The sequence below is a fragment of the Megasphaera sp. UBA4382 genome (assembly GCF_002391155.1).
Taxonomy (GTDB): domain Bacteria; phylum Bacillota; class Negativicutes; order Veillonellales; family Megasphaeraceae; genus Megasphaera; species Megasphaera hexanoica.
The window spans coordinates 2,004-13,905 of record NZ_DGRS01000038.1 but is presented as its reverse complement, the minus strand read 5'-3'; the positions used below and the strand labels follow the sequence as shown (position 1 = coordinate 13,905).

Annotated in this window: 10 protein-coding genes and 1 other annotated feature; of the genes, 1 reads left to right on the top strand and 9 read right to left on the bottom strand. The window is 51.3% G+C overall.

Annotated elements, in window-relative coordinates; genetic code table 11:
* The first annotated feature begins 64 nt into the window (after positions 1-64).
* A complete protein-coding gene (locus B4H10_RS04265) occupies positions 65-781 on the top strand; it encodes a hypothetical protein (RefSeq protein WP_292018247.1) in 717 nt (238 codons plus the stop codon).
* 72 nt (positions 782-853) lie between these two features.
* Here B4H10_RS04265 and B4H10_RS04260 read toward each other — a convergent pair whose 3' ends face one another.
* From B4H10_RS04260 to B4H10_RS04220, 9 genes are all read right to left on the bottom strand, one after another.
* Entirely contained in the window at positions 854-1,756 is a 903-nt protein-coding gene (locus tag B4H10_RS04260; protein WP_292018246.1) for an NAD(P)-binding domain-containing protein, read from the bottom strand.
* A 1-nt stretch (position 1,757) separates the two neighbouring features.
* Positions 1,758-2,555 carry a ribonuclease HII gene (locus B4H10_RS04255; RefSeq protein ID WP_170087708.1) on the bottom strand — a complete coding sequence of 266 codons (798 nt, stop codon included), beginning with the start codon at positions 2,553-2,555 and terminating at the stop codon, positions 1,758-1,760.
* The gene (ylqF, locus tag B4H10_RS04250; protein ID WP_292018245.1) at positions 2,555-3,421 is read right to left on the bottom strand and encodes a ribosome biogenesis GTPase YlqF; all 867 of its coding nucleotides are present in this window, start codon (positions 3,419-3,421) and stop codon (positions 2,555-2,557) included. The genes B4H10_RS04255 and ylqF overlap by 1 nt, the downstream gene beginning before the upstream one ends.
* Before the next feature lie 154 nt (positions 3,422-3,575).
* The gene (gene thrS / locus B4H10_RS04245) at positions 3,576-5,483 is read right to left on the bottom strand and encodes a threonine--tRNA ligase (RefSeq protein ID WP_059077320.1); all 1,908 of its coding nucleotides are present in this window, start codon (positions 5,481-5,483) and stop codon (positions 3,576-3,578) included.
* A 38-nt stretch (positions 5,484-5,521) separates the two neighbouring features.
* Positions 5,522-5,738 (bottom strand) — a binding site (T-box leader).
* A 168-nt stretch (positions 5,739-5,906) separates the two neighbouring features.
* The gene (locus B4H10_RS04240) at positions 5,907-6,914 is read right to left on the bottom strand and encodes an electron transfer flavoprotein subunit alpha/FixB family protein (RefSeq protein ID WP_075582160.1); all 1,008 of its coding nucleotides are present in this window, start codon (positions 6,912-6,914) and stop codon (positions 5,907-5,909) included.
* A gap of 21 nt (positions 6,915-6,935) precedes the next feature.
* Positions 6,936-7,751: an electron transfer flavoprotein subunit beta/FixA family protein gene (locus B4H10_RS04235; protein ID WP_059077322.1), complete on the bottom strand. Its 816-nt coding sequence runs from the start codon at positions 7,749-7,751 to the stop codon at positions 6,936-6,938.
* 70 nt (positions 7,752-7,821) lie between these two features.
* The gene (locus B4H10_RS04230; RefSeq protein ID WP_059077323.1) at positions 7,822-8,973 is read right to left on the bottom strand and encodes an acyl-CoA dehydrogenase; all 1,152 of its coding nucleotides are present in this window, start codon (positions 8,971-8,973) and stop codon (positions 7,822-7,824) included.
* A 434-nt stretch (positions 8,974-9,407) separates the two neighbouring features.
* Complete coding sequence (locus B4H10_RS04225) at positions 9,408-10,019, bottom strand: NUDIX hydrolase (RefSeq protein WP_059077324.1); 612 nt, start codon at positions 10,017-10,019, stop codon at positions 9,408-9,410.
* A 54-nt stretch (positions 10,020-10,073) separates the two neighbouring features.
* A partial coding sequence (locus B4H10_RS04220; protein ID WP_292018244.1) for a leucine--tRNA ligase occupies positions 10,074-11,902 on the bottom strand: 1,829 nt, incomplete at its 5' end.

Below are 11,902 nucleotides of genomic sequence, written 5' to 3'. Positions count from 1 at the left end.
TTGCTTCTTTGTAAAAATCATGTAAAATAGATACAGTTCTCTTTTTTGGGATGGAGGTACCACTATGTATGACAGGGAAATGGAAAAAGCTGCCCGCATGGCCATGGATAAACAGCCGAAGAAGCGGGTTCTGTCTTTTACCTATCAGGATACATCGTATTTTATCAAGCGCAGCCTGTCCAACGGGCGCAACCGCTTTGCCAAGCAGAACGCGCACACGGCCTATCTGACGGAGGTCTATAAAATCGGACTGGTGAACAGCCGGATTCCTCTGGCGCCGGCCATCGTCTTCCTGGGTCCCGATTATTTCGTCATGAAAGCCAGCGGCCGGCCGCTGCAGCGCATCGTAAAGGAATATCCGCAGGACGCGGCCGAAGCCTATCACAAGGCAGGAGTGGCCCTGGCCCAGCTCCATTCATACGGACTGCATCATGGCCGGCCCGCCCTGCGCGATATTGCATGGAATCCCGCTACCCGTTCGATTACCTTTCTCGACTGGGAAAATGAAATGAAATTCTTCCATATCGATGGCCGCGTCCTCGATCTGTTTTTATTCATCCACAGCTATTTCCGCGAAGAGTGGCCCGAAAACAATCTGCTGGATCAGGCTATAGAGGGGTATCGCTCTGTTCCGGGCTGGGAAGCGCGGCTGAGTGAACTCCAGCACTTCATCACAGGCCACGGCATCGTCTTTGGTATCTGCCGGCACCTGATAAAGACCGGCTGGATCGACGTCGTGTCGGTCAGCAAGGCTGAAGCGTATATACGGGGGCTTTCCTGAGTGTTACGGAAAAGGGACTGGATAAGAACGCATATTTCACAGAAGTATGCTGTCATGCCCAGTCCCTTTTTCTTATTCTTTTGTCTGTACGGTTATACCGGCCAGTTTTTCATAGAAGGTCACCATGCAGCTGTTGTCTTCCCGGCCGCGGCCTTCCTGCATGAGGCTCTGGGTAATCTGCTGTACGATTGGTGCCAGCAGCAGGGGGACGTCCAGTTCCTGTGCCGTTTCCATGACGTGATTGATATCTTTCATCTGACTTTCCAGGAATCCGCCGGGAGCAAAATCGCGGCCATAGATACGGGCTGCTTTTTGTTCCAGTATGGCACTGCCAGCCAGACCACCCCGCACAGCTTCATACACTTTCTTAGGATCCGCACCGGCTTTCTGGGCCAGCACCAGGGCTTCGGAGACGGCAGCGATATTGATGAAACACATGATCTGATTGCACAGTTTCGTCACCGATCCGGCCCCGTTAGGTCCTGTTACGACGGCCGATGAGCCCATGGCCAGAAAGACGTCCCGGACCCCTTCTGCCACCGTTTCGTCGCCGCCGATCATGAAAGCCAGCGTGCCGGCTATGGCACCGGGTTCGCCACCACTTACGGGTGCATCGAGGAAGGGACAGCCGACTTTTTGTGCCAGGGCAGCAAATTCCTGCGATTCGACTGGAGCCACCGAGCTGGAGTCGATGAGGACCGTACCGGGGCGGATGCCGGCCAGTACGCCGTCGGGACCGGTGAGGACATCTTTTACAATGCGCCCGCTGGGGAGCATGGTGATGACCACATCCTGATTCCGGGCCGTTTCCCTGCCCGTCAGTGCCGTGTGGACCCCTTGCTGTTTTAGTTCCGCTATGGCTTTCTGGTTGCCGTGTCCATTGTCTATGATTGTGACATCCATCCCTGCCTTGCACAGGTTGCGGACCATGGGGACACCCATGATGCCCAGTCCGATAAATCCGATTCGTTTCATATCATTCATCTCCTCTGTGAAAGTGAGTCATCGTCCGTATGGGTTCAAAACTACGCCGGTGGATTGGGCAGGGCCCGTAGGTTTCGATGGCCTCTTTATGTAGTCTGGTCAGATAGCCTTTGTGTACGGCAAAACCGTATTCCGGGTAAGTCTTGTCGTACTGTTCCATGAGCCGGTCCCGGGTCACTTTGGCAATGATCGATGCCGCCGCAATAGACGCGCTGAGGGCATCGCCGTGGACCAGGGACTGATGGGTCACCGTAAGGGCCGGCAGAGGCATGGCATCGACCAGGACGGCTTCTGCCGGGACGGACAGGGTCCGGACGGCATCGTACATGCCCTGTTGGGTCGCGTGATAGATATCAAGGTCATCGATTTCTTTTTCCGATTTTGCGATGCACGAGACGGCGACGGCTTCGGCCATGATTTTGTCGTAGAGCCGTTCCCGTTTGGCCGGCGGTACTTTTTTGCTGTCATTCAGGCCGGGACATTCCCAGAAGGGAGGCAGGATGACGGCAGCGATCATAACCGGTCCTGCGACGGGTCCCCGCCCCGCTTCGTCAATGCCGGCCACGTGATAGATGTTTTCATTATAAAATCTGGTTTCGTAGGTATACATAGAAAGCAGCCGTTCCCGTTCTTTTTCTTCCCGCACTTTGCGGCGCATAAAGGCGGCGGCTTCTTTTTGTACGGACACGCGGGAGTCTTCCTTCATAGCCTGCAGTAGGGCCGGGATGTCGGTCTGTCCGTCTTTCAGCATAGCTTTCAGCTCTGCCAGTTTATAGGCTGCCGTTTCCATTACGCATCCTCCCCGCTGAGTTCTTCTACCCGGTCGAGGGACAGGGCACCAATGCGGCCTTCGCGGAACTCTTTCAGTATGAGCTTGTACGTTTTTTCCATATCGACGGTGCCGCCCGATACGATACATCCCCGTTTGCGGCCGATGGCTTCGACCGTGGCAAGTGGAGCTTCGTCCAGGCTATCGAGCTTGAACCGGCCTTTTAGTTCTTCCGGATACCACTGACCCAGTTCCCGGATCAGTTCGGAGATAACCGTTTCCATGTCAAAGACCGTATCGGAAATGGCTCCTGTCGCGGCCAGCCGGCAGGCATAGGTCTGATTTTCCAGTTTCGGCCAGAGCACGCCCGGCGTATCGAGCAATTCCAGCTTGTCTCCCAGATGGACCCATTGCTTGCCCTTGGTTTCGCCGGGCTTATCGGCCGCTTTGGCCACGTTCCGGTGTGCCAGGGTATTGATCAGTGTCGATTTACCTACGTTAGGAATGCCCAGGATCATGGTACGTACCGACCGGGTCCTGAGCCCCCGCATCTTCCACCGTTCCAGTTTGGGAGCGGCCAGCTGGCGTACCTTGCTGAGGAGCTGTTTGACGCTGCGACTGTCTTTGCTGTTTAGAGCCAGCACGAGGCGGCCCTGCTGTTTATAATAAGTCAGCCACTCCGCCACACAGTCCGGATCGGCCAGATCAGCTTTATTCAGAACGACCAGAGACGGCTTCTGCCCGATGAGCTTTGCAATCATAGGATTGGTACTGCTCATGGGAATCCGGGCATCGACCAGTTCGATGACGACGTCGATGACTTTCAGATTGTCTTCGATGAGCCGGCGGGCCTTGGACATATGGCCGGGAAACCAGTTGATAATCATATATACTACCACCTTTCTATCTTCTATTCTACTGGATTCGGCAAAAACCGTCAAACACCTATCCGAAGATGGTCCGTACTCTGCCTGATAATCGAAAAAACAGGACCCGCGTGGAGCGGATCCTGTTTTTGTCTATCCTATGCCGTTGTATCGATCAGCCTTTACGGGTTGCCGTTAATTCCTGTACATGGGCAATGAAGTCGTCTACCGGCTGTGCACCGATATCACCTTTGGCGCGGTCGCGGATGGAGAGGGTATTGTTTTCCATTTCCTTATCGCCGATGACAGCCATGTAGGGAACTTTTTCCATCTGGGCCTTGCGAATCTTGTAGCCAATTTTTTCATTGCTTTCGTCTACTTCTACGCGGATACCCATCTTCTTGAATTTCTTGCGCAGTTCTTTGGCATAGGCCAGATGTTTGTCCGAAATAGGCAGTAATTTGACCTGTACCGGAGACAGCCATACGGGGAAGGCACCGTTGTAGTTTTCAATGAGGATGCCCAGGAAACGTTCGACTGAACCGAAGACGGTACGGTGAACCATGACCGGACGATGTTTCTGGCCATCTTCGCCGATGTAAGTCATGTCGAATCGTTCCGGCATGAGCATATCCAGCTGGATAGTACCGCACTGCCAGGTACGGCCGATGGAGTCTTTGACATGGAAGTCCAGTTTCGGGCCGTAGAATGCGCCGTCACCTTCGTTAATCTGGAAGGGAACGCCTTTTTCTTCGATGACTTCACGCAGCGTCTTCGTAGCCAGATCCCAGATTTCATCAGAGCCCATGGAATCTTCCGGACGGGTGGACAGTTCTACGTGATAATCGAGGCCAAAAATCTTGTAAGCTTTATCAATGAGATCCATGACGCCGGAAATTTCCTGTTTCATCTGGCTCGGCAGCATGAAGATGTGGGCATCATCCTGCGTGAAGCAGCGGACGCGGAACAGGCCGTGGAGGGCACCGTGGAGTTCGTGACGATGGACGAGGCCCAGTTCAGCCATCCGCATGGGGAAATCACGGTAGCTGTGGACGTTGCTCTTGTAGACGAGGATGCCACCCGGGCAGTTCATCGGTTTGATGGCGTACGGTTCATCATCAATAGTGGTGAAATACATGTTTTCCCGGTAATGATCCCAGTGACCAGACTGTTCCCAGAGATGGCGGCTCAGGATGGTCGGCGTACTGATTTCGTCGTATTCGGCTTCATCATGGAGTTCGTACCAGAGTTTGAGCAGTGTCTTGCGAAGGACCATGCCTTTGGCGTGGAAGAACGGGAAGCCCGGGCCTTCTTCGTGGAAACTGAACAAGTCGAGCTGTTTGCCCAGTTTACGATGATCACGCTTTTCGGCTTCTTCCAGCATGTGGAGGTAATCATCGAGGTCAGATTTCTTTTCAAAAGCCGTACCGTAAATACGCTGGAGCATCTTGTTGTGTTCGTCACCGCGCCAGTAGGCACCGGCAACGGTCTGCAGCTTGAAGGCTTTAACAGCGCCCGTAGAAGCTGTATGGGGGCCGGCACAGAGATCGACGAAATCGCCCTGGCGGTAGAGGGAAATTTCAGCGTCTTCCGGCAGGTCCTGGATCAGTTCTACTTTATAATCCTGACCGGCTTCTTTAAAGAGTTTCAGCGCATCTTCACGGGATACGACTTCTTTCGTAAGAGGCAAGTTTTCTTTGACGATCTTGGCCATTTCGGCTTCGATTGCCGGGAAATCTTCCTGTGTGAAGCGGTGTTCTGTATCGAGGTCATAGTAAAAGCCGTTTTCAATGGACGGGCCAATAGCGAATTTTACGCCCGGGAAGAGATGCTGGATAGCCTGGGCCATGACATGGGATGCTGTATGGCGAAGGGTATCTTTGCCAGCCTGATCGTCAAAGGTGAGGAATTCAACAGTCGAACCGTCGGTAATCGGTTCACGCAGGTCTGTTACTTCTCCATTTACCTTTGCGACTAATACTTTTTTTGCCAGGCTGTTGCTAAGCTGTTTGACGGCTTCGGCAAGAGAAATGCCATCGGCAAATACTTTCTTGCTACCATCTTTCAAAATTAATTCTGCCATAAAAAACATCCTCCTTTGTAATACAAAAGCTCCCGTCCTCAAGGGACGAGAGCTTGCTCACGTGGTTCCACCCTAGTTCAGCAGACAATACCTGCTGTACTCGAACGCGGTAACGGTGCGACCGGACATCCATACTCTATTCCGGATGCCAGTTCCAAGGCGGTAACGAAGTCGTGTCTTATGGGGTACTCTCACCACCGTACCCTTCTCTGGTATAAAACGAACAACCAGTCATGTCCTTGTCAAAACTGTTTTCTTATCACTAGGTATGCGTAAATTATACGACCGCCTTTGCAGCTTGTCAAGGGGGAATAGGGTTTGAAGTTTGATGTTTGGGGTTTGATGTTATTGCCTCAGACAGAAAAAAGGACTGTGCATGACAGCCTTTGCTTTCATGCTACAGTCCTTTACTTATCTCAGCTATTAGCCTTTGATTTTTTTGATAGCAGCAGTCAGGAGCGGAACGATCTTGAATGCGTCGCCTACGATACCATAATCGCAAACTTTGAAGATAGGAGCATCTTCATCTTTGTTGATGGCGATAACGCAGTCAGAACCACTCATGCCAGCGAGATGCTGGATAGCGCCGGAAATACCGCAGGCAATGTAGATTTTCGGACCTACCGTCTTACCTGTCTGGCCTACCTGATGGAGAGCATCGATCCAGCCAGCGTCAACAGCAGCACGGGAAGCGCCTACAGCACCGCCGAGAACGTCAGCGAGGTCTTTCAGCATGCCAGTGAACGGTTCAGGACCATTCATGCCACGGCCGCCGGATACGATAACGTCAGCTTCTTCGATTTTGATGCCTTCGCCGCCCATTTTGATGAGTTCAACGAATTTGGTCATGAAATCAGCGTCGCTGAGGTTAGCAGTCTTTTCGATAACTTCACCTTTGGCATTAGGATCAGCTTCCGGTTTTTTGAATACGTTCGGGCGAACGGTACCCATCTGCGGGCGGTTGTCCGGGCAAATGATTTCAGCCATGATGTTGCCGCCGAGAGCCGGACGAGTCCAAACGATGGTCTTGCCGTCGTCGTCAACAGCCAGGCCCGTGCAGTCAGCCGTAAGGCCGGTCTGGAGGGAGTTGGCAATACGGGGGCCGAGGTCACGGCCGATGTTCGTAGCGCCTACGAGGAATACATTCGGTTTTTCTTCATGGAAGAAATCGCAAATGACTTTTGCATATGCCGTCGTGTTGTAGTTTTCCAGTTTCGGATCGTCATATACATATACTTTATGTGCACCGTGGGCAATCAGTTCCTGTGCCAGCGGTTTTACATCTTTACCAATCAAGATAGCGCCAACTTCGTCACCGATGGTGTCAGCCAAAACGCGGGCCTGACCCAACAGTTCGAAAGATACGTTGCGCAATTTGCCTTCGAATTGTTCAGCAATGACATAAATGCCTTTGTATTCTGCTAAATCCATTTTCACTTTTCCTCCTTAGAATTAAATGATTTTCTGAGCAGTCAGTTTTTCCATCAAGGTATCAACAGCTGCCTGGTCGTTGTCATCTTCAACAGGAATGATGAGGCCCTGTGTTCTCTGAGGCGGTGTGAAAATCTTACGAACTTTCGTCGGGGAGCCGCTCAGGCCGATTTTGGTTTCGTCAGCTTTAACGTCATCAGCGGAGAGTTCAGGAATTTCGCGACGTTTTGCTTTCATCGTGCCACGGATGGTCGGGAAGCGCGGTTCGTTCAATTCTTTAACAGCCGTAATCAGGACAGGGAAGTTAGCTTCCGTAATGATGTAGCCTTCTTCGTTCTGCTGTTTTACTTTTACGCATTTAGCTTCTTCGTTTACTTCGATAGCTGCTGCATAGGTAATCTGCGGGATGCCGAGTTCGCAGGCGATCTGCGGGCCGACCTGTGCCGTATCACCATCAATAGCCTGTTTGCCGCAAAGGATGATATCGAACTGTTCGATGCCTTTGAGTTCAGCTACTTTTTTAACAGCCTGAGCCAGGCAATAGCCTGTAGCCAGCGTATCGGAACCGCCGACTTTGCGGTCTGTGAGGAGGTATGCTTCATCAGCGCCCATAGCCAGACCTTCACGGAGAACGTCTTTAGCCTGCGGGGGCCCCATGGAGAGCAAAGTTACCTTTGCGCCCTGGTTATCTTTTAACTGAAGAGCAGCTTCCAAAGCGTTCTGGTCGAACGGATTGAAGATGTTCGGTACACCGGCACGAATGACGGTATGTTTTACGGGATCAATTTTTACTTCTGCTGTGTCCGGAACCTGTTTGACACATACCAATATTTCCATATTTCTGTTGCCTCCTAAAAATAATTTTTATGTCAACAGCGCTAATGGCTGCCTCATAAACAAGGATAGGTTATTTGAGCAGGAAGCCCGATGTAACCATGAGCTGTACTTCGTTGGTGCCTTCATAGATCTGCGTAATCTTGGCGTCGCGCATATGACGGGCAACGGGGTAATCTTCGGTGTAGCCATAGCCGCCAAAAATCTGGACAGCTTCTGTCGTAACTTCCATAGCGATATCGGAAGCCATTCTCTTGGCAATGGCAGCTTCCAGAGAGAAGCGGCCGCCGGCCTGTTTGGCTTCGGCTGCTTTGTAAACCAGGAGACGGGCTGCTTCGATCTTCATCTTCATATCAGCCAGTTTGAAGGAAACGTTCTGGAATTTGCAGAGCGGACGACCGAACTGTACACGTTCTTTCGAATAGGCGACAGCGTCGTCAAGGGCAGATTCAGCGATGCCGAGAGCCTGGGCAGCGATGCCGATACGGCCGCCGTCGAGGGTCTGCATAGCGATGATGAAGCCTTTTCCTTCTTCACCGAGCAGGTTTTCTGCCGGAACTTTGACATCCTGGAAGATGAGTTCCATAGTCTGGGACGTATGAATGCCCAGTTTGTCTTCTTTCTTGCCAAAGGTAAAGCCTTCCCAGCCTTTTTCAACGATAAAGGCGGAAATGCCTTTCGTGCCTTTGGATTTATCCGTCATGGCAAATACGATGTACGTATCGGCCTTGCCGCCGTTGGTGATGAAAATCTTGTTGCCGTTGAGGATGTAATGATCGCCATCCTTGACAGCCGTCGTCTGCTGCATAGCAGCGTCGGTGCCGGCACCCGGTTCGGTCAGGCAGAACGCACCGAGTTTTTCACCCGTTACGAGCGGTTCGAGATATTTTTTCTTCTGTTCTTCCGTACCATACTGCCAGATGGGGTTGGTACCGAGGGAAATGGAAGCGGAAACGGTTGCTGCCATACCGGCATCATATTTGGCAATTTCTTCCACGCAGAGGATATACGTCAGTACATCGCCGCCGTCATTGCCCATTCCACCGTATTCTTCAGGATAGTAAATACCGGCAATACCCATGTCCTGCATCAAAGCTTTTACATGTTCTTCGCCAAAATCACCTGCGTGATCGCGTTCGCCGATATCCGGTTTTATTTTCTTTTCACAATAATCATGGACGGTTTTAACGATGTCTTTCTGCAGATCATTCAATTTAAAATCCATACTGTTCCCACTCTCCTTAAACATCTATTATGTAAAAACTAAAAGGTCTTCTTTCCTGCCATTGATACTGCATAAATACAAAAATTTTACACTATCTATACGGAACGTCGCTTGCAACAAGGCAAACGTATCCGACCTGCAAGCTCTTACACTTGCATTGTACAACTTTTCACGTATTTAATCAATAGAAAAAGGCGCTATTTATACAATGCAATTATTCCTTTTTTTCATGATTGAATAGTTATCATTGCAAACGATAGTTTACAAAATATTTATAAATGATTTATGAATACACGTTTGAATTATAAAGTAACATTTTTAAAGGCCATATATAGCTATATTGTATATCCGTACAAAAACGTATAGCCGTACCAGACTAGTGGTCCTGCCGATACAAATACATGTGGCATCATCTTCCTTTATTCTCTTTCCTCTCATGCCTCGTACAGGGACAGGAAATGTCGCAGGATATGAGCTGTAATGCCCCATATGGGCCACTTCTGATACCGATAAATATAAACGGAATATGTTTTGCGCCGCTTCCAGCTGCGGTCACCGCGAAAGCTGTTGTACAAGACGTCTTCCGGGAAATCAGCTCCGGGACGGGTGGCGATTTCCATATGCTTTTCCTCTGGCCGGACCGAGCGAAGGTAGGAAATGGGGGCCGTAAATATTTCCGCTATTTCTCCGCGGCTCAAAGTGAAATCCTGCGTATGAATCCGGGCCGCAAAAGGCCAGACAGTGACGCCCGCCATGGATTCAATATAATCTAGGGGTCCCAATATGTCTATATCGCCACGGCATACCCCCAGTTCCTCCATCGTTTCCCGTATGGCCGCATCGAGGGCGCTGGCATCACTTTTTTCTATACGGCCGCCGGGAAAACAAATATCCCGCGGCTGCCAGGCCAGTTTGCTGCTCCGGACTTCAAAGAGGATGTGTTCTTCCCCGCCAATGGTGAGAATTGGCAGGATGACAGCACAGGGCGTATTATTCAGGGACGTAAGGTGATGCACCGTCCGGTTGGGAGTGAGTTTATCTTTCATGACACGGCTCCTTCTGCAAAAAAAGGGATGCCCGGCGGCACCCCTTTTCCTATATTATTTTACGACGATATTGATGATTTTCTTCGGTACGACAATGAATTTGACAACCTGCTTGCCATCGGTAAAGGTCTTGACGTGAGGACGGGCGAGAGCCAGTTCCTTCAGTTCGTCTTTCCCCATTTCGACAGGAACGGTGATGCGGTCACGTACTTTGCCGTTGACCTGGATTGGCAGTTCGATTTCATCGACCTGAAGGGCGCTTTCATCGACTTTCGGCCAATCCTGTTTGTGGACATCGCCTTCAAAGCCGACTTTCTGCCACAATTCCGCTGTGATATGAGGTGTAAACGGTGCCAGAATCTTGAGCAGATTTTCTACGACTTCTACGGCCACATCCTTGCGGATGGACGTATTCTTGTCCACGTAGTTGTACATGGCGTTGACGTATTCCATGATGGAGCTGACTGCCGTATTCAGTGCGTAGTGGTCATCGGCCCCTTTGACATCGACCGTTACTTTGCGGATGGACGTGTATTCGACGAGACGCAGTGCTTTTTCTGCTTCCGTGTACGGACGGCTGCTGTCGTCGCCGGCTTTCGCCAGATCCATGTACTGGAAGACGATGCGCCATACACGGTTCAGGAAGCGGTACGAGCCTTCTACGCCCGTATCCGACCAGGGCAGATCCCGTTCGGGCGGAGCGGCGAAGAGGATGAACAGGCGGGCCGTATCGGCACCGTATTTCGATACAATTTCTTCCGGCGATACGACGTTACCTTTGGATTTACTCATCTTGCTGCCATCGAGGAGTACCATCCCCTGGGTGAGCAGGCGTTCGTACGGTTCGACTTTATCAACATAGCCGGCATCGTACAGGACTTTCATGAAGAAGCGGGCGTAGATCAGATGGAGGATGGCGTGTTCAATGCCACCGATGTACTGATCTACATTCATCCAGTAATTGGCTTTCTTCGGATCGAAAGGCATTTCCGTGTTGCGCGGATCGGTATAGCGCAAATGATACCACGACGAGCACAGGAAGGTATCCATCGTGTCCGTTTCGCGGATAGCCGGGCCACCGCATTTCGGGCAGGTCGTGTGGAGGAATTTTTCGCTCGTTTCCAGAGGAGACGTAGCGCCCGCCGTAAATTTGACGTCTTCCGGCAGTTCGACCGGGAGCTGGTCTTCCGGTACGAGCTGTTCGCCGCATTTTTCGCAGTAAACGACCGGAATCGGAGCACCCCAGTAACGCTGACGGGAAATCAGCCAGTCGCGGAGACGGAAGTTGACCGTCGCGTGACCATAGTCGTGATCGACGAGCCATTTCGTAATGGCTTTCTGTCCTTCTTTAATAGACAGACCGTTGAATTCACCGGAATTGATGAGGTAGCCTTCGCCCGTGTAGGCTTCGGTGATGTCATCGTGTTCGTAGTCGATCTTGCCTTCCGGATCCTGGATGACATATTTGATGGGAATATTGTATTTCTTGCAGAATTCAAAGTCACGCTGATCGTGGCCGGCAACGCCCATGACGGCGCCGGTACCATAATCGACGAGGACATAGTTGGCAATCCAGATAGGCACCTTGGCCTGGTTGAGCGGGTTGATGGCATAGGCACCGGTGAACATGCCAACTTTTTCGGCGTCATCGGACGTACGTTCAATATCGCTCTGATTGCGCATCTTTTCGATGAAGGCGCGCAGTTCGGCTTCATTGGGCTTACCTTTGATGATCCGTTCCACAAAGGGATGTTCCGGAGCCAGGACGACGAAGCTGGCACCAAAAATCGTATCGACACGGGTCGAGAACAATTCTACACGTTCACCGATTTCCGGGATGTCAAAGAAGAAGTTGGCCCCTTCGCTGCGGCCGATCCAGTTGC

Bases quoted from the DNA above. Each gene is read 5' to 3' on its own strand.
- B4H10_RS04265 (WP_292018247.1), top strand. From the start codon at position 65: ATGTATGACAGGGAAATGGAAAAAGCTGCCCGCATGGCCATGGATAAA.
- B4H10_RS04260 (WP_292018246.1), bottom strand. From the start codon at position 1,756: ATGAAACGAATCGGATTTATCGGACTGGGCATCATGGGTGTCCCCATG.
- B4H10_RS04255 (WP_170087708.1), bottom strand. From the start codon at position 2,555: ATGGAAACGGCAGCCTATAAACTGGCAGAGCTGAAAGCTATGCTGAAA.
- ylqF (WP_292018245.1), bottom strand. From the start codon at position 3,421: ATGATTATCAACTGGTTTCCCGGCCATATGTCCAAGGCCCGCCGGCTC.
- thrS (WP_059077320.1), bottom strand. From the start codon at position 5,483: ATGGCAGAATTAATTTTGAAAGATGGTAGCAAGAAAGTATTTGCCGAT.
- B4H10_RS04240 (WP_075582160.1), bottom strand. From the start codon at position 6,914: ATGGATTTAGCAGAATACAAAGGCATTTATGTCATTGCTGAACAATTC.
- B4H10_RS04235 (WP_059077322.1), bottom strand. From the start codon at position 7,751: ATGGAAATATTGGTATGTGTCAAACAGGTTCCGGACACAGCAGAAGTA.
- B4H10_RS04230 (WP_059077323.1), bottom strand. From the start codon at position 8,973: ATGGATTTTAAATTGAATGATCTGCAGAAAGACATCGTTAAAACCGTC.
- B4H10_RS04225 (WP_059077324.1), bottom strand. From the start codon at position 10,019: ATGAAAGATAAACTCACTCCCAACCGGACGGTGCATCACCTTACGTCC.